This window comes from Comamonas testosteroni, from assembly GCF_000761245.1.
GTDB lineage: Bacteria > Pseudomonadota > Gammaproteobacteria > Burkholderiales > Burkholderiaceae_C > Comamonas > Comamonas testosteroni_C.
In genome coordinates this window covers 95921-117287 of record NZ_AWOR01000042.1, presented here as the reverse complement: position 1 = coordinate 117287, position 21367 = coordinate 95921, and the positions used below count along the sequence as shown (strand labels likewise).

Here is a 21367-nt window from a genome sequence, read left to right as displayed (position 1 = left end):
GCGATGGGGCGTTCTTGCATTATGAGAGCGGCCGGGAAGTGACTCCGCCGCAGTCGATCAGGCTTAAACCGGGCGGTGCACCAGAACCGGAATGCTGCTGTTGACCAGTACGCGCTGGGTCTCGCTGCCCAGCAAAATGCCGGCAATGCCCTTGCGGCCGTGTGATGCCATGCAGATCAGGTCGCAACTACCCTCCTGCGCCTGCTTGATGATGGCCTGATTGATGGAGATATTCGTTACCCGCACCGTCTGGCAGGCCACGCCCTCGGTCTTGGCAATGTCCAGGGCAGCTTGCAACACCTGATCTGCTTCCTTCTGGGCGCTCTTGTCGAACTCTGCAGAGTTGTAGGCGATCAGCGCCTCGGCTCCGTAAATCATGGCTGCGTAATCGGGCATCACATACAGCGCCGTCACCTGTGCGCCTTGTTCCTTGGCCAGTTGTATGCCCGCGCGCAGCGCGGCCTCAGAAAGTTTCGAGCCGTCCGTAGGAATCAAAATGTGCTTGAACATATCCAGCCTCCTTGCGCATAAGTGCGCGTCTTGTTGCCAAATCAATTCGACCGATCATTGGACTCATATTCACACTCCAGGGCTGCTAATGCAACATCTTGAAATGAGTATTCAGATGGTTTCTTGATGGAAATCAAATTCATGAAGATGCAGGTATAAACCGCCTCAAGCCCTTATCCATAAAGCGTTAGAAGCTATCAAAAGCAGACTATTCGAACGCCATGCGGAGCATGCTCTGCGGCTGTTGCCGGTTGGCAAGCTGTCAAAGGAGGCCAGCATCAGGTCGGCCGCAATCGACTGTGCATGGCGCATGGGGCGGCCGTAATTCAGGTTTAGCAGGTGGCTGCTGTGCTGTCATTTGTCGGCATTGCCCCGTATCAAGGTCTTGAACGCAGTGCGGTGTACCTGCGCCGCAGCCTTCGCGACCAGATTGAAGGCAAGCGCCTTCTTGCCCGTAAGGTCCATGACCAGCAGCGTAAGGCCATCGCGGACGATGCGGTAATCGGGGAGTGTGCGCCCTGTGGAGCCAGTGAATTCGGCTGTGGCGTGGCGTCCTTTGAGAGCGCTAATCAGATTTCAACTGCGGCCCTTGCCGTTGGGTTGGGCGTGGGCTCGCCAATCTTGTGCAAGGTGTTGCGGTCGGTATGGGCAAAAGGCTCGCTCTGACCGGGGATGGTCAGCGTGGTTTCCTGCTCGTACGACCAGGTGCCGTCTGAGTGCTTGGTGACGGTGATGGTATAGGCGTCGGTTCTGAAGGCGTGCTCCAGAAACGGGTTGCTGGAGATGCCGTTGACGGTGGAGCCGCGCTCGGCCCTGAGGGTGAAGCTGGTGGCATCGGCCGTGGTCTTGCCCGTGGCCATGGCGGTCTGCCCGCGCGGGATGGTCAGGGTCTGGATGATGTTGCCGGTGGCAGGCTCCCACAGCCAGTAACCGACCTGGTCGTGAAAGGTTTCCACGTCGTCGGGCTTGACGATGCGTGTGTGGTAGCGCAGGCCATAGAAGAGCTGTGGGCCGTTGGTTTGCGCATCGATGGGCTGGCACTCCATGTGCTCGATAAAGGCCTGCTTTTCGGGCCCGTCAGCCTTGGGGTTGATGTCCAGGCCGCGCTTGCCGGTCCAGACGCCAGCCATGCCGGTGAGGGGGCCGAGGTTGGCCAGTGTATTCACATCGGGCGTAGGCTCGGTGTAGATGTCTTTGGGAAAGTTTTCCATATCGTGTAACGGGCTTTCACTTTGAATCTGTTAAAGCCAGTTTACAAGCCACGGACTGAGGTGTTCTTGACGGCAGTCAAGCCGTCAGGTGCTTTCTTCGGTGGTGAGCGTAAAGCGTGCGCTTTCGCCGCGCAGGGCTGCTTCACGCGTGAGGAAGATCAGCACGCGGTAGCTGGCACCACGCTCGATGCGGAAGGTGCAGATGTTGTTGTGGGCAGAGCCTTGGCATAGAGGCTGGGCAGCGCCGTCCTTGAAGACGTTCATCTGGCTGGACGGGTTGTTGGTGTTGAGCGTGACGGTCATGCGCTGGAAGGGCCGCGTTTCAAGCCCGTATTGCACGATGCCGTTGCCGGTGATCTGGCCGCTGTAGGAGTTGGTGTAGCCGCCTGGGGTTGTAAAGGCGGCCTGTGCCATGGAGCTGCTGCTGAGATGTAGCGTCATGAGACTGAGCAGGGCAGCAGTTGCAAGCATCGGTTGGAAGCGGGTCATGCAACTCTCCTGAATGTGTTGGACAGGATGGCGCTCCTGGCGCAGCGGCGGGTGTCTATGTCGACAGCCGGGCCTTCATCCCCCACCGCCGCGCCCTAGCGGCAGGAGACATTGCGCCAACTGAATTTGCCGTCGTTGAAGAACTCTGTCCATACCGACATGATGGGAGCCTGACGGTAAGAGAACGTAATCTGGTTGGGTATCTTTGGCCCTAGCGCGGCAGGCTGTCCGTCCTTGTCGAAGACCTTGACGATGTAGAGCGTGACGCCTCCGTCCTCGTCTGTGTGCAGGACTACACGGTAGTCCTTGGTGAAGAGATCCCAGTCGAATTGCTTGGTCACATACGTGTGCAGACGGACAAAAGCGCGGTTCGCGTTCTTGGCGGCAGGATTAACTTTTCTCATGACGACACTCCCTGTTCCTCAACAACTTGCCGCAGGACCTGCGAGCTGACATTTCATTGCATTTGACTGATGTTGTATCAAGCGGATGTAAGAAAGTATGTAGGCACTTACAGATCGCGCTAATGGATAGACCAGATCTGATGTGTGAGCTTCTTTGAAGCGCTGAGGAGGTGCTTTGCCGGTGCCGCTGTCATCTTTTTTTGATGAAGTAGCCGTGCTAAGTAACTGAGTGAAAAGATAGATTTTTTTAATGAAATCTATCTTGAGCTGGCATGGGTTTGAGCGTAAAAGTTGCCTGATGATGACAATTTTTAGAGGGGAGCATTGAATGTCAGGATGTCGATGCTCGGGGCCTGAGTCATCGAAAGGATGGCTGAATCGCGCTGCCTGAATTCCAACAGGCAAGTCATCGGTAGGCACTCCAGAAATACGTGGCAATGCGGTGACTGAACAGCTGGCAAGCGTCCAAAAGCCAGCTTGTCCAATCCTTGAGATATGTCACCGTGCAGGCTCAGGGTTCACCGTGGCTCTGGCCATTCTCACTTTGCCAGTCGTCTCTCAGCCCAGTCATCAAGCAGTGTTAAACCCTGAGCCTATTGGTGATGTAGATTTTGTTTCTGCTGCACTTTTCGGTAAATTGGGCGTAGGAAAATTCTGATTTTGATGTGCAAGTGGCGATCTAGCCCGATGCCTTACTGAATTCAAAAAAAAAGCCCATGTCCCATCACCTGCAATACACTTTTGCCTCCCGTCTGGATGCCTGGATCAGGCATATGAAGCTGGCCCAGCCTTGTCATACGCAGCAGATGGCTTATGAGTTGGTGATCGACAGCTGGGTGCAAACCAATGCAGAGCTTGGTGCTTCACCGGAATTTTTGAAGGCCTTGCGTCGGCGTCGGCTGTGCGAGGAGCATGGCTGGCGGGGGGTGAATACGAGCGTTGCACACTGGGATCTGGATGATGCACACACTGTGCGGATCTATCTGCACGAAGACGGCTCCATCGTGGTGCAGCAAATGGACTCGCAGAATCTCCAGATTCTGTTCACCTTGCCTGGGCATCGTGAGCGATTGGGAGAAGTACCGGAGCGATGTGCCTAGCAGCCAAAAAAATGCCCGCGCAAGGCGGGCAAGTTTCGGGGTCCTCTCGATCCGGTTCTGCAGCCCACACAGTCAATGCATTTGAATAGTTGGCAGAGGCGTTACTTTGGCCTCAATCGCCGTTTATCGCTCTTGCACTGTTGCTGACGCGTTTGAACGGTTGACAGGTTGCCCCATCGGGTGCGGCCAGCAACTGCTGACTGGCTGGCCTGCATTTTGTAGCCATGACTTGCAAGTCGCTTGAGCCCATCTTGTATCGAGGCAAGCGTGCGACATGCAGGACTGCTATTCGATATTTCTGGCTCCTTAATGTTTGCCGGTGGAGGCGGGCCGGTGTACCAGCACCGGGACATGGCTGTGCGTCAGAACGCGCTGGGTTTCGCTGCCCAGCAAAATTCCGCCGATACCTTTGCGACCGTGTGAAGCCATGCAAATCAGGTCGCATTGCAATTCCTGCGCCTGTTGAACAATGGCTTGGTAGACAGAGGCGTGGGTGACTCGCACAAAGTTGCAGAGCACGCCTTCAGGTCTGGCAATCTGGTCAACGAACTGCAAAGCCGCATCTGCATCGTTGTTGGCACTTCGCTCGAACTCTGCGCTGTTGTAAGTCAACAGCGCGTCTGCGCCGTAGATGATGGCGCGGTAATCGGGCATGACATAAAGGCCGGTCACCTTGGCGCCTTGTTCACGTGCAAGCAGAATGCCGGCACGCACGGCAGCCTCTGACAGTTTGGTGCCATCGGTAGGAATGAGCAGGTGCTTGAACATGTTCAGCCTCCTGATGCCGGAAGATGTGCCTGAGACTCAATCTATTCCAATATTTCGAGCCGCGCAATGCCTAGTTCTTGAATGCAGCAGAGTTGTAGACAGGAGGTAAGACTCTGTAACGAGGGGCGGTCGCGCCGAGTTGTCTCATTCCTCGGGCGAAGGAGGAACGCGATTGAGGATTTCGCCAGTGGCCTCTATCTCGAACTGCTGTGGATTGAGCCAGTTGACCTCTTGGTGATCGGCAGTTTCAAAGTAAATGGCAGATGGGCGTATGGAGATGCCATGCGGCATGTCGACCTCATCAAAACTCTGATAGACCAGAATCAGGCGCAGGTCTCCATTGGCGTCTTTGGCCTGTATGTGCTGCAAGAGCTTGCGGTAGGCACTCATAAGACGCCCTCGTTGACATGTGTATATGAATGTTTCCACTGTCGAGGAGGTGCCGCAATACCCTGATCCGGGTATCCGTTCTGACGGATATTCGCGCCTGACAAGGAGTTCTGGAGGCTGCGAGGCATTGTGCGAAATGCGTTCCGCGAACAGGCCCAGGCAGAACATCAGTAAAAAATTTACATGACGATCCAGATCGTTCGGCGCAAATACAGAGGGCCTGCGCTGGCGATATCGAGTTTTTCGCCTATGCACTGCTGGCATGGTTGTCTGGTGCCATATCTACCGGCCGATGGGCCAAGAGCGTTGAGATGGCTTTGTGTTGGATGCATATGGAAGCTTTGTTGCATCGCCTGCAGGCCTATTGCGGATCGGGCGTGGGCGGCATAAGTGCAGGCAGTCAAACCTCACTGTGCTTCAGACTTGCTGCTTCAGACTTGCGGGGCTGTTTGCTCATGGAGTGCCATACGCTCCAGCGCTGCGCAGACATCGGCCATGCGTCCGCAGATCAGCAGGCATTCGGGCTGCTTGCGCGGTTCTCGCTGCACGATTTTGAGAAGTCGCGGAGAAGCAGCTTGCGTCGACTCATCGGTTACTAGTGATTGCAGCTCTGGGGGCGCCGCAAAGGTCTGAGGATAAAGCGTATTGCTGCCTAGACGACTGCGGCCGCGGTTGGCGCGCATGACAGGAATGCTGATCTGCTTCGCCTTTGGTCGATTGGTAGTGAGCGATACGGGTTCTGCGGCGGCTTTGCTTGCGTCATCGGAGCTGAAGTTCGGGTTGAACGACAGCGTGGCAGGCAGGCTCTTCAGAGTCAGGCGTGTCAAAGTCTGCAGTGATGTGGCGAATCCCATTTTGGCAACTCCTTTTGATGACCTTGCGGCATGGATAAGGGCAGGATTGCATTCTTTCGGCAAAGCTCCGCCCAGGGCGAAGCTCAACGGCTTCGCGCCTACTGCCTGGGCTTGAGAGGGAAAGAGGCTCAGTGCCTGCGCTGCATAGACGGAGGGACGCCGTCTGCCCGTTACATGAACATGCTGTTGCGGATAAGGCCTACGGCCAGGCCTTCGATGGCGAACGGCTCTTCAGGATCGACATGAATGATCTTGTAGTCGGGGTTCTCGGGCAGCAGCTCGATGCCCTGAGGCGTGCGCTTGAAGCGCTTGACGGTAACGTCATCACCGAGGCGGGCCACCACAATCTGGCCGTTGCGCGCTTCATGCGTAGCCTGTACCGCCAGCAGGTCGCCGTCCATAATGCCCGCGTCACGCATGGACATGCCACGCACCTTGAGCAGGTAATCGGGCTTGGCGGCAAACAGGCTGGGCTCGAGCGAATAGCTCTGATCGATATGTTCCTGAGCCAGAATAGGCGAGCCGGCAGCGACGCGGCCGACCAGGGGAAGCACCAGCGGAGCCAGGGCCGTGAGCGGCAGCGCAAAGCTGGCACCGCGTGCCGCATTGATGGTGCGCACGGTATCGGCGCGCAGGCGAATGCCGCGCGATGTGCCGCTGACCAGATCGATGACGCCCTTGCGGGCCAGTGCCTGCAAATGCTCTTCTGCAGCATTGGCGGACTTGAAGCCAAAGGTACTGGCAATCTCGGCCCGGGTAGGGGGCGCACCCGTGCGAGCGATGGTGGACTGGATGAGGTCCAGAATCTGCTGCTGGCGGGGAGTGAGCTTGGGGTGGTCCATGGGCATTCCTTGATCGATCAATGATGAATACTGTGTGTTCATCCAGTACCTGTATTTTTAATCAGTTTGAAGAGGACTGCAAGTGGAACGTGACAAAAATATCGTCATCCTGGGCACCGGTGGCACGATTGCCGGTGTCGCAGAGCAGGCTGGCGCCAGCGTGGGCTACCGTGCGGCCCAGCTGGGCGTGGCTCAGCTGCTGCAGGCTGTGCCGGACATGGAGCGCGTTGCTGCGGCGTCGCTGCAGGCGGAGCAACTGGCGCAGCTGGACAGCAAGGATATGGATCACGCGACGTGGCATGCACTCGCGCTGCGCTGTGCAGAGTTGCTCGCGCGTGATGATGTGAGCGGCATTGTCATCACCCACGGCACGGACACCCTGGAGGAAACCGCCTGGTTTCTGCAATGTGTTCTGCGCCCGACTAAGCCCGTGGTGTTGACCTGCGCCATGCGCCCGGCCACAGCCATTTCGGCCGACGGCCCGGGCAATCTGCGTGATGCCGTGGCCTGTGCGGCCGATACGCAGGCTGCTGGCCGCGGTGTGCTTGCCGTGGTGGCGGGTCGGGTGTTCAGCGCACGCCAGGTGCGCAAGGTGCATCCCTACCGTGTGGATGCCTTTGATGGCAGCGGCGCCGGTCCGCAGGGCTGGGTGGAAGAGGGGCGGCTGCGCTGGGCAACGGGCGGGCTGCCTAGGGCAGCTTTGGCTGGCTCGCCTGCGATCGCTTTACCGCCCGCAGGTCAATGGCCCCAGGTGGAGCTGCTGCATAGCCATGCCGGCTGCAACAGTGCCGTGGCGCTGGCGGTAGTTCAGGCCTGGCATGCGCAAGGCGTGCGTGCCGCGGTGGTGGTGGGCACGGGCAATGGCACGGTCCATCAGGCATTGGGGCCAGCGCTGGACTGGGCGCAGGCGCAGGGCATGACTTTGCGTATCGCAACCCGGTGCGAGGAGGGGCAGGTGGTGCAGGCTCAGGGAACGCAGGATGATCATGTGAGCAGCCTGCCTGCGGCCAAGGCCAGAATCAGCCTGATGCTGGAGCTGATGGGCTGGCCTCGCGCATTGGGTTGATGCTCTTATTTTAAGAGCATCGTTCCCGCGTAATACGGGGAATCTACGATGCTTTTTATCTAAAACTCAATGGTCATGAGCGCAGATAGCTATGAATATTGATGGCAGCAATTCCACCTCGGTGCAGCTTGCCCGCATCGGAAGGATGCCGGCCGAACGGCCGGGAGCTTGAGGTTCGAGAACAAAAAAGGCCGGTGAAGACACCGGCCTTTTTCCGCGCAGAGATAGAGATGCCCGACCGCGAAAAGTCGGCAAGGCTTCATGCGCGAGTGATCAGGGCGATCAGGAAGCCAGAGCGGCCAGAGCGCGTTCGGTGATCTCTTCCACGCTGCCTGTGCCGCTGATGGCGCGGTACTTGGGGGCCGCTGCTGCATCGGCCTTGGCCCAGTTGCTGTAGTAGTCCACCAGAGGACGGGTCTGGTTGCTGTAGACGTCCAGGCGCTTCTTGACGGTTTCTTCCTTGTCGTCTTCGCGCTGCACCAGGTCTTCACCGGTCACGTCGTCCTTGCCTTCCACCTTGGGAGGGTTGAACTTGACGTGGTAGGTGCGGCCCGAGGCGGGGTGGCTACGGCGGCCGCTCATGCGTTCGATGATGGCGTCGAAGGGCACATCGATTTCCAGCACATAGTCCAGCTTCACGCCGGCGGCCTTCATGGCGTCGGCCTGGGGGATGGTGCGGGGGAAGCCGTCAAACAGGAAGCCCTTGGCGCAGTCGGGCTGAGCAATGCGTTCCTTGACCAGGTTGATGATCAGATCGTCGCTGACCAGCTGGCCGGCGTCCATCACGGCCTTGGCTTGCAGACCCAGAGGGGTGCCAGCCTTGACGGCGGCGCGCAGCATGTCGCCCGTGGAGATTTGAGGGATACCGTACTTTTGGCAAATGAAGGCCGCCTGAGTGCCTTTGCCGGCGCCGGGTGCACCCAACAAAATCAGTTTCATGGAAATCCTTGAGGAGAGTAGAAATTCTTGCTGGCCCCAGGCGGACGGGTGGTCGTCCGTAGTCCCCGGGCCGTATTTTTTCGCGGGCAAGGATAGCACGCACAAGACCAACACAGGCTTACACAATTCAGTCAAGGCTGTCACAAGTGCGGCCAATTGAAGGCATGTATCCGCTGCAAACGCGATTGCTGTAGTTGTAATCCAGGTGCCGAAGCCGTTACATATGCTATTCGGACTATGCGGAAAGTATAGCGATCAGCGCTTTCCTGGACTGGCCTAGGGCCCTTTGGGATTGCTATGGCCGACGGGGCTGCTGCCGGCTTGATGCGTGAGCAGCCCTGGATGAAGACAGCCTGCGCACCGGTGTCGCCAAAGTGCGCAGGTCTTTTTCTCAAACAGCCAAAACAGCGCGCACGCGCTCAAGGTCTTCGGGCGTGTCGACGCCGGCACCCGGTGCATCGGGCGTGATATGCACGGCAATGCGGTGGCCGTGCCAGAGGGCGCGCAACTGCTCCAGCTGCTCCATGGCTTCGGTCGGTGCGGGTGCCAGTTGTGGGAACTCGCGCAGAAAACCGGCCTTGTAGCTGTAGATGCCAATATGGCGCAGCGGTGTGAAACCTGTGTGACCGGCGCCGGGGGCCGCCGTCTGCCACCAGGCTTCATCGCCGTGGTCGCGCGAGAAAGGGATGGGCGCGCGGCTGAAATAGCTGGCCAGGCCCTTGGCGTCACAGACCACCTTCACCACATTCGGGTTGCGGTAATCCGTCAGGCTATCAATGGGATGGGCTGCCGTGCCCATGCTGGCTTCGGGGCGGGCCAGCAGCAGTTGTGCCACGGCCTCGATGAGCCTGGGGTCGATCAGCGGCTCGTCGCCCTGCACATTGACGACCACATCGTCGCCGGACAGGCCCAGCTGCGCACAGGCTTCGGCCAGACGGTCGCTGCCGCTGGGATGATCCTTGCGCGTCAGGATGGCTTGTACGCCATGCCGGGCGCAGGCCGCGACAATGCTTTCGTCGTCGGCCGCCACCACGCAGCGGGCTGCGCCGGCCAGAGCCGCGCGCTGGGCCACACGCACCACCATCGGCAAGCCGGCAATATCGGCCAGCGGCTTGCCGGGCAGACGGGTCGAGGACAGGCGGGCCGGGATCAGTACCGTATAGCTCATGGCTTATTGCTTTTCTTCTTCCAGCTCGTCGTCGGACAGGGTGCGGGCTTCGTTTTCCAGCAGCACCGGGATGCCGTCGCGCACGGGATAGGCCAGACGCGCGCTGTGGCTGATCAGCTCCTGATGCTCGCGGTCAAAGCGCAGCGGGCCCTTGGTGACGGGGCAGACCAGCAGTTCGAGAAGTTTGGCGTCCATGGAGTATTCCTGCAAAACGGGATGAGGGCGCCGGCAGTGTGCTGGCGCAGCAAAAAGAGGTGATCAAACACTGTTGATCCATAGGCCCAATGATAGTCAGCCTGGCTTGCCACCGCGGCGAATATTGGCGTTGGCCTTGGCCAGCTGCGCATCCAGCAGCTCCCAGAAGGCCTGCGGCAGCTGCAGCTTGAGGGGCACGGCCCAGGCTTCAGGATGGCTGCGCCAGAGCTTGACGGCATCTTTTTCGGTGCAAATCAAGGGTTTGTCGTTTTCCAGCTTTCGCGAGAAGCTCTCGAAATCATAGTGATCGGGCAGGGCCTGGGTTGCCGCCGCAGTGATGCCCTGCGCGGCCAGCATGGCAAAAAAGGACTCGGGGCGTGCCACGGCGGCCACGGCCTCCGGGCTCTGAGCGGCCAGGCTGCGCAGCGGGATGCTCTGGCCATGGCCGTTGCAGGCGGTCTCGGCCAGGCTGCGCTGCAGCGCGAACGCCGGGGATGTGCCCAGTGGGCTGGGCGGCTGGCCGGCATGCAGCGTGGCCGTCACCGGGCGAGGCCAGGGCTCGCGCAACGGGCCTGCGGGCAGCAAAAAGCCGTTTCCGACTCCTTCGTCATTGAAGACGCACAACTCCACATCGCGTGCCAGGGCCAGATGTTGCAGGCCGTCGTCGCTCACGATCACATCGACCTGCGGGTAGCGCTGGCGCAGCGCTTGCGCCGCCTCCAGACGCCTGGAGGCGACAAAGACCGGCACGCCGGTGCTGCGCGCCAGCAGGGCGGGCTCGTCGCCGACTTCGCTGGCGGGGCTGTCCGGCAGGGCCTCGCGGCAATCCTGCCCGTTCTCGATCCTGCGGCCATAACCGCGCGAGATGATGGCCGGCTGCCAGCCTCTGGCCTTGAGGTGGGCCACCACGGCCTGAGTCACGGGGGTCTTGCCCGCGCCGCCCGCAATCACATTGCCGACGACGATGACTGGCAGCCCCGTGCTTTGTTGGCGGCTGCGCATGCGCCGTGCATTCCAGGCCTGCAGCACTCCATAGACCAGCGATAGCGGCCACAGCAGCCAGGCACCCGCTCCACGCTGGCGCCAGAGGGCGCGCAAGCCATGTTGCGAGGAGGATGCTTGGACGGTGTTTTGAGGCATAGGGCTTCGGATCATACGGGCGCGGCCGGGGTTGCCAGGGTCAGCCTGCCGCTATTCAGGGCAAATCGCTAGGCAGCGTCCGGGGCGAAAAGCGCAGAAGCTGGACCCCGCTGGCAGCACGGGCCGCGCCTTGGTGACTCTGCAGCCCGGCACTCAGAAGCTGGCGAACAGGCTGTCCAGCGTCAGGCTGACAGCCAGGGACGTTAGCCAGGGCCGTTTGCCGCAGGTTCAAGCCCTGCAGCAGGGCTTGGGCAGCCCGCTGCACCGGTGCACTGCTCCGGTTCATTGCACCGGCTCATTGCGCCGGCTCATTGCGCCGGGCCATCGCGATACCGGTTTGACAGTCGCAGCATCCATCGCGCCAGGCTCTGCTCAGGCCTCGAAAGGGCGGCTGCCCAGCGTTTGCACCACATGGTCCACAAAGCAGGTGATGCGTGCCGCCAGTGCCGTATTTCGATAGTAGACGGCATTGACGGGCTGGCAGATGTCCAGCGTCTGCTTGCCGAACAACTGCACCAGATCTCCCTGCTCGCGGTCTGCGCGCGTCATGAAGTCTGACAGGCACACGATGCCCAGGCCGGCCAGCGCCATCTGCCTGAGCGTCTCGCCGCTGGAGGAGGCAATGTCCGGGCGAATGCGCACGGCGTTGCCGTCGGCATCGCGCAGCGGCCAGTCGTTGAGCGACTCGGGCTGGGTAAAGCCCAGCAGGCTGTGCTGGGCCAACTGTGCCGGACTGGCGGGCATGCCGTGGCGCTTGAGATAGGCCGGGCTGGCCAGCACGCGTATGCGGCTGATGCCCACAGGGCGGGCATGCAGCGTGGAGTCCTTGAGCACGCCGATGCGAAATGCCACATCGGTGCGCCTTTCGAGCAGGTCGATGATGCCTTCGTTGGAGTTCAGCTCCAGCTCCACCTCGGGGTAGCGCGAGCGAAATCCCGCGATCAGCGGCACCAGCACATGCAGCATGAAGGGGGTGGCCGCATCGACACGCAAGCGCCCGGCCGGTCGCATGCGCCGCGCTGCCATCAGCTCCTCCGCTTCGTCCACCGATGCCAGTATGGCCCGGGCATGCTGCAAGAAGGTGGCGCCTTCCTCGGTCAGCTCCAGCCTTCTCGTGGTGCGGCGCAGCAGCGTGGTCTGCAGCTTTTCCTCGAGACGTCCCAGCGTGCGGCTGGTGGCCGAAATCGTCAGGCCCAGCAGCTCCGAGGCGGCTGTGATGGACCCCGTGTCCACGACGGCCACAAAGGCTTGCAACTCATCGAGCGTGGTCTTCATTGTTGAATTGAATTCAAGAGAATTTATTGGATACAGGGCTTAATCTGCAAATATTAACCGGGCACACTGCGGCCATGAAATCCTCAGCTGCTTTGTTTGCCCTGGCCGTCGGCGCATTCGCCATCGGCACCACAGAATTCACTCCCATGGGGCTGTTGCCCGTGATCGCCGACGGCGTTCAAGTCAGCATCCCCAGTGCCGGCATGCTGGTCTCGGCCTATGCCGTGGGCGTCATGGCCGGTGCGCCGGTGATGACGCTGTTGTTCAGCCGCTTTGGCAAGCGTGCTGCGCTGATGTCGCTGATGCTCATCTTCACCATCGGCAATCTGCTGTCGGCATTCGCGCCCAGCTATACAACCCTGCTCTTGTCGCGCCTGGTCACCAGCCTCAATCACGGCGCGTTCTTCGGCATAGGCGCCGTGGTGGCGGCCAGCGTGGTGCCCAGGGAAAAACAGGCCAGCGCCATTGCGACCATGTTCATGGGGCTGACCATCGCCAATATCGGCGGCGTTCCCGCTGCCACCTGGATAGGCCAGCAGGTGGGCTGGCGCCTGGCGTTTGGCGGCACGGCCGTGCTGGGTCTGATCACCATCGCGGCGCTTTGGCTGGCGCTACCCAAGGGCGAGCGTGGCACGCGCCCCGATGTGCGCCGCGAACTCAAGGTGCTGGTGCGCCCCGAGGTGCTGCTGGCCATGGGCACTACAGTGCTGGGCGCTGGCGCCATGTTTGCGCTCTACACCTATGTGGCGCCCGTGCTGGCCGAGATCACGCAGGCCAGCCCCGGCTTCGTGGCCTTTGCCCTGGTGCTGATCGGCGTAGGCTTCACGCTGGGCAACAGCCTGGGCGGCAAGCTGGCCGACTGGTCGCTGGACGGCGCCACCAAGATCATTCTGGCGCTGCTCGCCATCATCATGGCCTTGCTGCCGCTGATCATGAGCACGCATCTGGGCGCAGCCATAGGTCTGGTGGTCTGGGGTGCGGCAGCCTTCGGCATTGTGCCGCCGGTGCAGATGCGGGTCATGCAGGCCGCTGCGCAGGCGCCGGGTCTGGCCTCGTCCGTCAACGTCGGCGCCTTCAATCTGGGCAATGCCCTGGGGGCGGCGCTGGGCGGTGCCGTCATCGGCCAGGGCCTGGGCTATGCGGCGGTGCCTCTCGTGGGCGCTGCGCTGGCGGCTGGCGGTCTGGCCCTGGTCTGGCTGGGCAAGACGGCTCGCCGTCCTGCAGCGCAAGCTCCTGGCGAGAGGGATGCCCGCAAGGCCTGATGGCGTGCAGCAGGCTTGCCCCGTCGCGTTCACCAAGTCCCATCCCAGCGGCCGGCTTTTGCCGGTCGGCCAAGGCCAGTCCCGCGACTGGCCTTTTTTGCTTGTACGGCATCGGATTGATCTCCATCGCATGCCCATAAAGCGCTGGCAGCTATCCAGATCCATGATGCATTGGTTCACTGCGCACTGCTTTCAGCGCTTTATATTTGAATTAAATTCAAGAGTATTTATGAGATACAGGGCTTAATCCGCAAATATAAAAAGCGCAAACTCCAGCCATGGAGAAAGCAATCAACGGTGGGCAGATGTGCTGTCCGGCCTGCTTTCCTGCACCTCAACCCCTGCAAGGAGTCTTTAGATGAGCAATATTCCCAGCTTTGGCGTCGGTACCTTCCGTCTCAACGGTCAGGTCGTGATCGATTCCGTGCGCAATGCACTCGATGTGGGCTACCGCGCCGTCGACACGGCACAGATCTACGGCAACGAAGCCGAAGTCGGTCAGGCGATTGCCGACAGCGGCGTGGCGCGCAGCGAGCTGTTTGTGACCACCAAGATCTGGACCGACAACTACAGCCGCGCCAAGTTGATTCCCAGTCTGCAGGACAGCCTCAGGAAACTGCGCAGCGACTACGTGGACCTGACCCTGATCCACTGGCCGGCACCCGGCAACGGTGTGGAGCTGCCCGAGTACATGGAGGCCCTGGCCGAGGCCAAGGCGCAGGGTCTGACCCGTCAGATCGGCATTTCCAACTTCAATATCGAGCTGACCCGCCAGGCCGTCGCCGCCGTAGGCCAGGGCGAGATTGCCACCAACCAGATCGAGCTGAGCCCCTATCTCCAAGGCCGCAAGCTGACGGCTTTCCTCAAGGAGCAGGGCATTCAGGTCACTTCCTACATGACCCTGGCCTACGGCAAGGTGCTCAAGGACCCGGTGCTGGCGCAGATCGCGGCCAAGCACCAGGCCACAGTGGCGCAGGTCGCGCTGGCTTGGGCGCTGCAGCTCGGTTATGCCGTGATTCCCTCGTCGACCAAGCGCGAGAACCTCGCAAGCAATCTGCTGGCCCGCGACCTGAAGCTGGATGCCGAGGACATGGCGCTGATCGCGGCGCTGGAGCGCAATGGCCGCGAAGTCAGCCCCGAGGGCCTAGCTCCTGTCTGGGACTGAGAACGGCGCCATCATGAGCGTTTAAGCCTGCTTGAGTGTCCGATCCTTGCGCAGCAGGCAGGAGAGGGCGCTCAGGCGGTGTTTGCGTTTTTTTCTGAGCCAGCGTCTTATTTCTTTCGTCTGATCCGGAGAAGGGATCAGACACGGGTTCTGCCTGAGCAGGCTTTCGCTGACAGCAAAGTCATTCAGCTCGCCAAGCGGCTGCTGGATTTTCTGCAGTCGCTTGAGCAGGCGGCGATGGTCTGCGGGCAGCTGGGGCCCGAACAGCTCCAGCAGATAACGTGCTTTCTTGCCGGCTTTTCTGACATCGTGAAAGGCTTCAAGGTCCGGCCTGCCGGCGGTGATCGCCCGCTTGGTGCGTCGGCGTAGCTGTCTCGCTGCTTGCGCAACCCGGGCCTCTGCAAGGGCTCGCAGTCGCGGCTGGCCGGACCCAGGGCCCAAGCTTGCCGAAGCCTGCGCCAGAGCTTCCTGCAAGCATGTCTGTATGTGAGAGGGCGATAGTATTTCCCGGCCCGCCTGCAGGGCGGATTCGCGGGCGGCCGAGATGGCAGCAATGCCGGCCGCGCTGCATTTGTCGTTGCGCCTCAGCAGCTCGATCAGAATGTCGTAATCGCGAGCCATGCCTGCAGCGCAGGCAATCGATTTCAGGCTGCTGCGCTGCAGCGCATACTTTCTTGCCTCCATCAGAGGCCGGTAAAACCACCACAGCGTCAGTAGGCTACGCAATGTGACGCGCAACTGATGGATTCCTTCGACTTCGGGTGCTCGGGCTATGTGCCGGGCCTGTTCGACTGCCGAGTCGACAAGCGGGGAGGCGATAGCTGAAAACGCCACTGTGGCGTCTGGTTTGCCTTTGCCCATATGAACTCCCGGGGCCGTTGTCATGAGGCTGCGACAGGCGGCGACGCGCAATGTGGTGCGGCATACGCCAGTGTTCGCCACAGTGTGCCATGTTCCGTGCCCCAGGCCCTATGGGGCTCGTTCCTGAATTGCGGCAGTTGCGCGACCAGAATGGTAGCGGCTTGGGTTGCGAAGAGCCTGAACATGCGCCTGAAGATCGGGCTATGGCAGATGGGCGACGAACACGGCCAAGCTCAAAGCCGGCTTTTCACAGGGGTCATCCGGCCCGGCCTGGCCCCACTGGGCATTGAGCCAGTCCTTTTTGACAATGTCTGCGGCAATCGATGCAAGCTTCGCTCCAGGGTCGATGGCGCAGCCGAAGGGCAGCCGGCCATGCGCGGCGGATACAGGACTGAAGCGTAGCTGCCTGGTCTGTGCCTCGTGCCAGTTGATGCCAGCAATAGAAAAAGCATGGGTACATCTCCACTCAGTTGCTTTTGTCTGGCTGCCACGACCTGCCCGATGAAGTCGGCAAGGGCTTCCGCGCTGATGCCCTGGGGCTGCTCATCGTCCGGAGAAAAGCACCATAGGTTTGACGATGCTTCGTGGTTGATGTCGGTGGCGTCGACGACGATCTCGTCATCGCGCGCCATGGACAGCCATCTTCTTAATGTCGGTGAATCTTTCAAGGGTTTGTTGGGTGCGGAGCCGCAGCGGCTTGTCCGCTGGATATCCGTGGCGGCGTTGCGCCCAAGAGGCGACGGATGCATACCTCCAAGAAAGCCTGGTAGCCAGCCGCGGTGATGAGGACTAAGCTTGCGGCCTCTAGCTCAGGAGTCCCGCATGCCACAGACCATTCGACTGCACCGTGTACTCAAAGCCCCGCCCGAGCGTGTCTACCGGGCCTTTACGACCCCCGAGGCCATGGTCAAGTGGCTGCCGCCTCATGGTTTCGCGGCGCTGGTGCATGAATTTGACGCCCGTGTGGGCGGCCGCTACCGCATGAGCTTCATCAATTTTTCCGCCAACAGTCGAAACAGCTTTGGCGGCGAGTTTCTCGAGCTGGTGCCGGATCAGCGCATACGCCATACCGACCGCTTCGAGGACCCGAATCTGCCGGGCGAGATGATCACCACCGTGGAACTGAAAGCCGTGTTTTGCGGCACCGAACTGAATGTGGTGCAGGAGGGCGTTCCCGACATGATTCCCGAAGAGGCCTGCTATCTGGGCTGGCAGGAGTCGCTGCAGCTGCTTGCCCTGCTTGTGGAGCCGACCATCCCTGACGGAGCGTGAAAACCGAGCAGAGCGCGACCCGAGGCCAATGCATGGCGTGATCCATGCTGCGGTGGTCCACGAGAGGCGCAGACACAAAAAAGCCCGCTTTGCAGCGGGCTGTCTTGCTTGCAAGCTCTGGTTTTGCTTGCGATGTTTGGTAGGCGCGATTGGACTCGAACCAACGACCCCCACCATGTCAAGGTGGTGCTCTAACCAGCTGAGCTACGCGCCTGTCGTCGATGGGATGAATTCTAGCAGCGGAAAAATGGTGGTTTGGGCAAAGTCGCGACTTTTTTGCGTTGGAGGCCCATTTTTTTCCGATCCGCCACCCGGGCCTGGGCTTGGCGGGGCGCTGCTGATTCGCTACTAAACTTTGATGTGTTTTCCAACCATTGAATCGGCAACCCCATGACAAAAGCGCAAGCAGGCATTCTGGCGTCTCTTCCCGAACAGGGGCGTTATGTTTTTTTCACCCTGGCCGGTGCAGGTGCAGATTTGCAGAACAGTCTGAAGAAATTGCAGACCAGTGTTGACGGCCAGCAGGTAGTGGCGGGTCTGGGCCTGCAGGTGCTGCAGGAACTGGACAAGAAACTGCCGCTGATGCGCGAGTTCCCGCACCTCAAGGGCCCGCAGTTTGAAGCACCCAGCACACCTTATGCGCTGTGCCTGTGGCTGCGCGGCGATCAACGCGGTGAGCTGATCGCCCTGACGGCCAAGCTGACCAACTTGCTGGCACCGGTCTTCAAGCTCGATCACATCGTGGATGCCTTTGTGCACCAGCTCTCGGACAACGGCCATGGCCGCGACCTGACCGGCTATGAAGACGGCACTGAGAACCCCGAGGACGATGAGGCCGTGGTTGCCGGCATTGCGGCTGAACTGGGGGCAGGTCTGGACGGCTGCAGCTACTGGGCCTTGCAGCAGTGGGAACATGACTACTCGGCTTTTGGCTGCATGAGCACCACGGAGCAGGATCATGCCGTGGGTCGCCGTCGCAGCGACAACGAGGAACTGGACGATGCCCCTGAGTCGGCCCATGTCAAGCGCACGGCGCAGGAGAGCTTTGAGCCGGAAGCCTTTGTGGTGCGACGCTCCATGCCCTGGTGGAGCGTCAGCCCGCAGGGCAGTGATCGCAGCGGTTTGATGTTCTCTGCCTTTGGTTGCAGCTTTGACGCTTTCGAGGCTCAAATGCGCCGCATGCTGGGCATGGATGACGGCATCAGCGATGGACTGTTCCGCTTTTCCACGCCGTTGACAGGCTGCTATTTCTGGTGCCCGCCGGTTTGCGGCGGCAAGCTGGATCTGACGGTGCTGGGTCTCCAGGCCTGAGAAATGGCCTGAGGGCAAAGAAAAACGGGCCATCTGGCCCGTTTTTTCATGTGGCGCCATCACCAAAAGGCAATGGCGAGGGTCTCCTAGTTGGCCTTGCCTGCGCTGGCCGAGGTCTGGGTGGCAAACGTGATTTGCGACAGTCCTGCGTGGCGGGCCGCTTCCATGACGGTCACCACCGACTGGTGCGGCGAGTTGGCATCGGCACTGATGATGACCACGCTGTCATTGCCCGCTGTTGCCGCACCGGACAGAGCGGCGGCAACAGAGGAGACGCTGCGGTCATCCACGCCTTGCTTGTTGACGGAGTAGCGGCCGTCAGCGGAGACGCCGACGATGATTTCCTTGGGGCGATCGCGTTGCTGCTCGGTGTCGGCCACGGGCAAGGTCAGCTGCAGCTCGGTGAACTTGCTGTAAGTGGTGGAGAGCATCAAAAAGATCAGCACCACCAGCAGCACGTCGATGAAGGCGATCAGATTGATCTCGGGCTCATCGCGGTGACGAGGACGGAAGTTCATGGTGGATGCGTTCCGCTTATTACTTGGCAGGCTTGAGGCGACCCAGATGGCGCACGAACTGCTCGGACGCCAGTTCCATGCCCAGCAGATAGGCGTCCACACGGGCGCGGAAATAGCGCCAGAAGATCAGCGAAGGAATGGCCACCATCAGGCCGAATGCCGTGTTGTAGAGCGCGATCGAGATGCCATGAGCGAGCTGGGCGGGGTTGCCGGCGCCGGAGCTGGCTCCGGGCTGGGAGCCGAAAATCTCGATCATGCCGATCACCGTGCCCAGCAGGCCCAGCAGCGGCGCCGCCGAGGCGATGGTGGCCAGGGCGCTCAAATACTTTTCCAGCTTGTGGGCGGCGGCGCGTCCTGCGCCTTCCATGGCCGAGCGCAGCTCTTCCTCGCTGCTTTCGGGGTGTGCCTGGCGGGTGCGCAAGCCGGTGGCCAGCACTTCACCGAGTACCGAGCTTTGCGCTAGTTGCTGGGTGGTTTCTGCACTGGGTAGGTTCTTGGTAGAGACCGAAATCGCTTCATTGAGCAAATTGGCCGGCGCAACTTTGCTGGCTTTCAGCGAGGCAAAGCGCTCAAAAATCAGGGCCAGAGCCAGAATCGAGCAGGCAATCAAAGGCCAGATAGGCCATCCTGCGGCTTGTATGATCGACAGCAACGTTGCTCTCCCTCGTCGTTCTGAAATTGCAGCCAACGATTATCACCCACTGTAGTGCTGTTGCGAGCCGTTTTTGCCGGCTTGATATGCCGGCTTGAGTTAGCGCAGCAAGGTTGTCAGGTGACGCTTGATGCGATTGGAGCTTGTTCAGACATCAGGGGTACGCGGAACTTGCGTTTCTTTGCGAATGCTTTCGCGTATAGCACAAAAATCTGTGGATAACTTTGTGATCTAGTTGCCGTGCCAGCGGTCTGTTTGCTTTGCAGTGAAGGCTTGTTACGAGTTTGACAGCTGTGTGAATGCCAATAAATTGTTTTAAATCAATAAGATGGGTTTTGTTTTTAAGGTGATTTTTAGAGTTTTCCCGGCTTTGTCGCCAACAAGGCTGGATGCCGACATCTGTGGAGAATCCGGCCCGCGTAAGCCCTCGCTGACACCGCATGAATTCAATGTTTGAACGATCAAACCCAGCAGCCACGCAGCATGTGTGGGAAGTTGGCGCGCTATGCCACGCCATTGGTGATGCCTTGCAGGCGCGCTTCAATCCGGTCTCGGTGCGCGGCGAGCTCAGCGGCTTTTCGCGCGCCGCCAGCGGGCATTGCTATTTCAATCTCAAGGATGCGAGCGGGCAGATTCGCTGCGCCATGTTCCGACGTGCAGCCGAGCAGGTCGGTTTCTCTGCGCGTGATGGCGAGCTGGTCGAAGTCAGAGGGCGTCTGGGCGTCTACGAGCAGCGAGGCGATTTGCAGCTGGTGGTGGAGAGCATGCAGCGAGCCGGGCAGGGGGCCCTGTTTGAGCAGTTCTTGCGCCTCAAGGCCCAGCTGGAGTCCGAGGGACTGTTCGACCCTGCGCGCAAGAGGCCGCTGCCACCCTTGCCGCGCGGCATCGGCTTGGTCACCTCCCTGGGGGCGGCCGCCTTGCACGATGTGGTGACGGCGCTGCGTCGCCGCGTGCCGCATATTCCAGTAGTGGTCGTTCCTGCTCTGGTGCAAGGCGCACAGGCGCCGCAGTCGCTGGTGCAGGCACTGTCAAAACTGTATCGGCTGCTGCAAGAGGGGCAGGGTCCAGGCAGCAATTTGCCTGCTGACTTCGCACGGCAGCCGGTAATTGACACCATCTTGCTGGTGCGCGGTGGTGGCTCGCTGGAAGACCTCTGGGCCTTCAACGACGAACAGCTGGCGCGCACCATTGTGCAAAGCCCGGTGCCGTTGATCAGTGGCGTGGGCCATGAGACTGATTTCACCATTGCCGATTTCTGCGCCGATCTGCGTGCGCCCACGCCCACGGCTGCGGCCGAGCTGGTAGCCCAGCCGCGCGAGGTCTGGTTGGGTGCGTTGGGTCTGATGCAGGACCGTCTGGACAACGCCGTGCAGCGCGTGATGGATCGCCAGGCCCAGCGCCTGGATATAGCGGCCCAGCGCTTGGGCCGGCCCAGCGAGCAGCTGACACGCAACCAGCTGCAGCTCAACAGGCAGGCGCAACGTCTGCGTCATGCGATGCTATTGAAACTACAGCGGCTTGCTCAGAACCAGCAAGCGCTACAGGTCAATTTTCCCAGTATCTTCCAGCGCAATCTGGAGCAGCAAAAGCAAACGCTTGATCGTATCGACCTGCGCTTGCAGTTGCTGGACCCGCGCCTGGTGCTGCAGCGCGGCTATGCCTTGCTGACGGATGAGCAGGGAAGGGCTGTGACCCAGGTCAGGCAGGCCGTGCCGGGAGCGGCGCTGAAGGCCCAACTGTCGGACGGTGCGGTGGATGTGGTGGTCACTCAGCCACGTCTGCTTTGAGGCTCGCCAGCCACAAGCTGGCCGCAAAACACCTGCACGCTCACCGGGTTCTTCATCAGAACTCTTTTGCAATCCGCGCAGGCAATGAGGCAGGGTCCAGTATTCATGCGCTGTAAGCCGTGAGCGCATGCTTTTGCCTGCGTGCGCAATAGTCCTGATGAATGGCGCGCAGCCTCTCAGTTCTTTCT

At 60.5% G+C, this 21367-nt stretch carries 25 protein-coding genes and 1 tRNA gene; 7 read left to right on the top strand and 19 right to left on the bottom strand.

Going from position 1 to position 21367, the window contains the following annotated elements; genetic code table 11:
• Nucleotides 1-63: 63 nt before the first annotated feature.
• The 5 genes from P353_RS09000 to P353_RS29155 all read right to left on the bottom strand — a co-directional run bounded on the left by P353_RS09000 (nt 64) and on the right by P353_RS29155 (nt 3034).
• Nucleotides 64-510 (bottom strand): universal stress protein, encoded by a 447-nt coding sequence (locus tag P353_RS09000; protein WP_003053983.1) that lies wholly within the window; start codon nt 508-510, stop codon nt 64-66.
• 569 nt (nt 511-1079) lie between these two features.
• Nucleotides 1080-1721: an FABP family protein gene (locus P353_RS08995; protein WP_003053984.1), complete on the bottom strand. Its 642-nt coding sequence runs from the start codon at nt 1719-1721 to the stop codon at nt 1080-1082.
• A gap of 84 nt (nt 1722-1805) precedes the next feature.
• Nucleotides 1806-2210, bottom strand: a complete 405-nt coding sequence (locus tag P353_RS08990; RefSeq protein WP_003053987.1) for a hypothetical protein — start codon at nt 2208-2210, stop codon at nt 1806-1808.
• Between the two features lie 95 nt (nt 2211-2305).
• Entirely contained in the window at nt 2306-2614 is a 309-nt protein-coding gene (locus tag P353_RS08985) for a hypothetical protein (protein ID WP_003053988.1), read from the bottom strand.
• 18 nt (nt 2615-2632) lie between these two features.
• Nucleotides 2633-3034, bottom strand: a complete 402-nt coding sequence (locus P353_RS29155) for a hypothetical protein (RefSeq protein WP_198529048.1) — start codon at nt 3032-3034, stop codon at nt 2633-2635.
• Between the two features lie 296 nt (nt 3035-3330).
• On the opposite strand from P353_RS29155, the gene P353_RS08980 reads away from it, so the two are divergent.
• The gene (locus P353_RS08980) at nt 3331-3714 is read left to right on the top strand and encodes a hypothetical protein (protein WP_034368194.1); all 384 of its coding nucleotides are present in this window, start codon (nt 3331-3333) and stop codon (nt 3712-3714) included.
• Between the two features lie 306 nt (nt 3715-4020).
• On the opposite strand, the gene P353_RS08975 is transcribed toward P353_RS08980, so the two are convergent.
• The 4 genes from P353_RS08975 to lexA form a co-directional block, all read right to left on the bottom strand.
• The gene (locus tag P353_RS08975) at nt 4021-4482 is read right to left on the bottom strand and encodes a universal stress protein (protein ID WP_034368192.1); all 462 of its coding nucleotides are present in this window, start codon (nt 4480-4482) and stop codon (nt 4021-4023) included.
• 144 nt (nt 4483-4626) lie between these two features.
• Nucleotides 4627-4872: a hypothetical protein gene (locus tag P353_RS08970; protein ID WP_003053995.1), complete on the bottom strand. Its 246-nt coding sequence runs from the start codon at nt 4870-4872 to the stop codon at nt 4627-4629.
• 431 nt (nt 4873-5303) lie between these two features.
• Entirely contained in the window at nt 5304-5726 is a 423-nt protein-coding gene (locus P353_RS08965; protein WP_034368189.1) for a hypothetical protein, read from the bottom strand.
• Between the two features lie 170 nt (nt 5727-5896).
• On the bottom strand, nt 5897-6568 hold the full coding sequence (gene lexA, locus P353_RS08960; protein WP_034368362.1) for a transcriptional repressor LexA: 672 nt from the start codon (nt 6566-6568) through the stop codon (nt 5897-5899).
• 82 nt (nt 6569-6650) lie between these two features.
• Here lexA and P353_RS08955 point away from each other — a divergent pair, with 82 nt between their 5' ends.
• Nucleotides 6651-7634: an asparaginase gene (locus tag P353_RS08955; RefSeq protein ID WP_080750498.1), complete on the top strand. Its 984-nt coding sequence runs from the start codon at nt 6651-6653 to the stop codon at nt 7632-7634.
• A 282-nt stretch (nt 7635-7916) separates the two neighbouring features.
• On the opposite strand, the gene adk is transcribed toward P353_RS08955, so the two are convergent.
• The 5 genes from adk to P353_RS08930 form a co-directional block, all read right to left on the bottom strand.
• Nucleotides 7917-8573, bottom strand: a complete 657-nt coding sequence (gene adk / locus P353_RS08950) for an adenylate kinase (RefSeq protein WP_003054002.1) — start codon at nt 8571-8573, stop codon at nt 7917-7919.
• 391 nt (nt 8574-8964) lie between these two features.
• Nucleotides 8965-9741 carry a 3-deoxy-manno-octulosonate cytidylyltransferase gene (gene kdsB / locus P353_RS08945; protein WP_003054004.1) on the bottom strand — a complete coding sequence of 259 codons (777 nt, stop codon included), beginning with the start codon at nt 9739-9741 and terminating at the stop codon, nt 8965-8967.
• A gap of 3 nt (nt 9742-9744) precedes the next feature.
• A complete protein-coding gene (locus P353_RS08940) occupies nt 9745-9936 on the bottom strand; it encodes a Trm112 family protein (protein WP_003054006.1) in 192 nt (63 codons plus the stop codon).
• A gap of 96 nt (nt 9937-10032) precedes the next feature.
• Complete coding sequence (gene lpxK, locus P353_RS08935; protein ID WP_034368181.1) at nt 10033-11076, bottom strand: tetraacyldisaccharide 4'-kinase; 1044 nt, start codon at nt 11074-11076, stop codon at nt 10033-10035.
• A gap of 372 nt (nt 11077-11448) precedes the next feature.
• A complete protein-coding gene (locus P353_RS08930; protein ID WP_003054010.1) occupies nt 11449-12351 on the bottom strand; it encodes a LysR family transcriptional regulator in 903 nt (300 codons plus the stop codon).
• A 74-nt stretch (nt 12352-12425) separates the two neighbouring features.
• On the opposite strand from P353_RS08930, the gene P353_RS08925 reads away from it, so the two are divergent.
• Entirely contained in the window at nt 12426-13613 is a 1188-nt protein-coding gene (locus P353_RS08925; protein ID WP_034368179.1) for an MFS transporter, read from the top strand.
• A gap of 358 nt (nt 13614-13971) precedes the next feature.
• On the top strand, nt 13972-14778 hold the full coding sequence (gene dkgB, locus P353_RS08920; protein WP_034368176.1) for a 2,5-didehydrogluconate reductase DkgB: 807 nt from the start codon (nt 13972-13974) through the stop codon (nt 14776-14778).
• Between the two features lie 21 nt (nt 14779-14799).
• Here the strand turns inward: dkgB and P353_RS08915 are convergent, their stop codons facing one another.
• Both P353_RS08915 and P353_RS28035 read right to left on the bottom strand, forming a co-directional pair.
• The gene (locus P353_RS08915; protein WP_034368172.1) at nt 14800-15639 is read right to left on the bottom strand and encodes a CHAD domain-containing protein; all 840 of its coding nucleotides are present in this window, start codon (nt 15637-15639) and stop codon (nt 14800-14802) included.
• 233 nt (nt 15640-15872) lie between these two features.
• Complete coding sequence (locus tag P353_RS28035; protein ID WP_232776365.1) at nt 15873-16271, bottom strand: hypothetical protein; 399 nt, start codon at nt 16269-16271, stop codon at nt 15873-15875.
• A 190-nt stretch (nt 16272-16461) separates the two neighbouring features.
• Here P353_RS28035 and P353_RS08905 point away from each other — a divergent pair, with 190 nt between their 5' ends.
• Entirely contained in the window at nt 16462-16911 is a 450-nt protein-coding gene (locus tag P353_RS08905) for an SRPBCC family protein (RefSeq protein ID WP_034368165.1), read from the top strand.
• A gap of 137 nt (nt 16912-17048) precedes the next feature.
• On the opposite strand, the gene P353_RS08900 is transcribed toward P353_RS08905, so the two are convergent.
• A tRNA-Val gene (locus P353_RS08900) sits at nt 17049-17125 on the bottom strand.
• 176 nt (nt 17126-17301) lie between these two features.
• On the opposite strand from P353_RS08900, the gene P353_RS08895 reads away from it, so the two are divergent.
• Entirely contained in the window at nt 17302-18222 is a 921-nt protein-coding gene (locus P353_RS08895) for a Dyp-type peroxidase (RefSeq protein ID WP_034368162.1), read from the top strand.
• 86 nt (nt 18223-18308) lie between these two features.
• Here P353_RS08895 and P353_RS08890 read toward each other — a convergent pair whose 3' ends face one another.
• Both P353_RS08890 and P353_RS08885 read right to left on the bottom strand, forming a co-directional pair.
• Nucleotides 18309-18740 (bottom strand): ExbD/TolR family protein, encoded by a 432-nt coding sequence (locus P353_RS08890; RefSeq protein WP_003054027.1) that lies wholly within the window; start codon nt 18738-18740, stop codon nt 18309-18311.
• Between the two features lie 19 nt (nt 18741-18759).
• Nucleotides 18760-19392 (bottom strand): MotA/TolQ/ExbB proton channel family protein, encoded by a 633-nt coding sequence (locus tag P353_RS08885; RefSeq protein ID WP_003054029.1) that lies wholly within the window; start codon nt 19390-19392, stop codon nt 18760-18762.
• A gap of 449 nt (nt 19393-19841) precedes the next feature.
• Here P353_RS08885 and xseA point away from each other — a divergent pair, with 449 nt between their 5' ends.
• Nucleotides 19842-21179, top strand: a complete 1338-nt coding sequence (xseA, locus tag P353_RS08880; protein WP_080750497.1) for an exodeoxyribonuclease VII large subunit — start codon at nt 19842-19844, stop codon at nt 21177-21179.
• Nucleotides 21180-21367 lie beyond the last annotated feature (188 nt).

What these genes read in the sequence shown, in the direction of transcription:
- P353_RS09000 (WP_003053983.1), bottom strand. Translation starts at nt 510, where the DNA reads ATGTTCAAGCACATTTTGATTCCTACGGACGGCTCGAAACTTTCTGAG.
- P353_RS08995 (WP_003053984.1), bottom strand. Translation starts at nt 1,721, where the DNA reads ATGGAAAACTTTCCCAAAGACATCTACACCGAGCCTACGCCCGATGTG.
- P353_RS08990 (WP_003053987.1), bottom strand. Translation starts at nt 2,210, where the DNA reads ATGACCCGCTTCCAACCGATGCTTGCAACTGCTGCCCTGCTCAGTCTC.
- P353_RS08985 (WP_003053988.1), bottom strand. Translation starts at nt 2,614, where the DNA reads ATGAGAAAAGTTAATCCTGCCGCCAAGAACGCGAACCGCGCTTTTGTC.
- P353_RS08980 (WP_034368194.1), top strand. Translation starts at nt 3,331, where the DNA reads ATGTCCCATCACCTGCAATACACTTTTGCCTCCCGTCTGGATGCCTGG.
- P353_RS08975 (WP_034368192.1), bottom strand. Translation starts at nt 4,482, where the DNA reads ATGTTCAAGCACCTGCTCATTCCTACCGATGGCACCAAACTGTCAGAG.
- P353_RS08970 (WP_003053995.1), bottom strand. Translation starts at nt 4,872, where the DNA reads ATGAGTGCCTACCGCAAGCTCTTGCAGCACATACAGGCCAAAGACGCC.
- P353_RS08965 (WP_034368189.1), bottom strand. Translation starts at nt 5,726, where the DNA reads ATGGGATTCGCCACATCACTGCAGACTTTGACACGCCTGACTCTGAAG.
- lexA (WP_034368362.1), bottom strand. Translation starts at nt 6,568, where the DNA reads ATGGACCACCCCAAGCTCACTCCCCGCCAGCAGCAGATTCTGGACCTC.
- adk (WP_003054002.1), bottom strand. Translation starts at nt 8,573, where the DNA reads ATGAAACTGATTTTGTTGGGTGCACCCGGCGCCGGCAAAGGCACTCAG.
- kdsB (WP_003054004.1), bottom strand. Translation starts at nt 9,741, where the DNA reads ATGAGCTATACGGTACTGATCCCGGCCCGCCTGTCCTCGACCCGTCTG.
- P353_RS08940 (WP_003054006.1), bottom strand. Translation starts at nt 9,936, where the DNA reads ATGGACGCCAAACTTCTCGAACTGCTGGTCTGCCCCGTCACCAAGGGC.
- lpxK (WP_034368181.1), bottom strand. Translation starts at nt 11,076, where the DNA reads ATGCCTCAAAACACCGTCCAAGCATCCTCCTCGCAACATGGCTTGCGC.
- P353_RS08930 (WP_003054010.1), bottom strand. Translation starts at nt 12,351, where the DNA reads ATGAAGACCACGCTCGATGAGTTGCAAGCCTTTGTGGCCGTCGTGGAC.
- P353_RS08925 (WP_034368179.1), top strand. Translation starts at nt 12,426, where the DNA reads ATGAAATCCTCAGCTGCTTTGTTTGCCCTGGCCGTCGGCGCATTCGCC.
- dkgB (WP_034368176.1), top strand. Translation starts at nt 13,972, where the DNA reads ATGAGCAATATTCCCAGCTTTGGCGTCGGTACCTTCCGTCTCAACGGT.
- P353_RS08915 (WP_034368172.1), bottom strand. Translation starts at nt 15,639, where the DNA reads ATGGGCAAAGGCAAACCAGACGCCACAGTGGCGTTTTCAGCTATCGCC.
- P353_RS28035 (WP_232776365.1), bottom strand. Translation starts at nt 16,271, where the DNA reads ATGGCGCGCGATGACGAGATCGTCGTCGACGCCACCGACATCAACCAC.
- P353_RS08905 (WP_034368165.1), top strand. Translation starts at nt 16,462, where the DNA reads ATGCCACAGACCATTCGACTGCACCGTGTACTCAAAGCCCCGCCCGAG.
- P353_RS08895 (WP_034368162.1), top strand. Translation starts at nt 17,302, where the DNA reads ATGACAAAAGCGCAAGCAGGCATTCTGGCGTCTCTTCCCGAACAGGGG.
- P353_RS08890 (WP_003054027.1), bottom strand. Translation starts at nt 18,740, where the DNA reads ATGAACTTCCGTCCTCGTCACCGCGATGAGCCCGAGATCAATCTGATC.
- xseA (WP_080750497.1), top strand. Translation starts at nt 19,842, where the DNA reads ATGTTTGAACGATCAAACCCAGCAGCCACGCAGCATGTGTGGGAAGTT.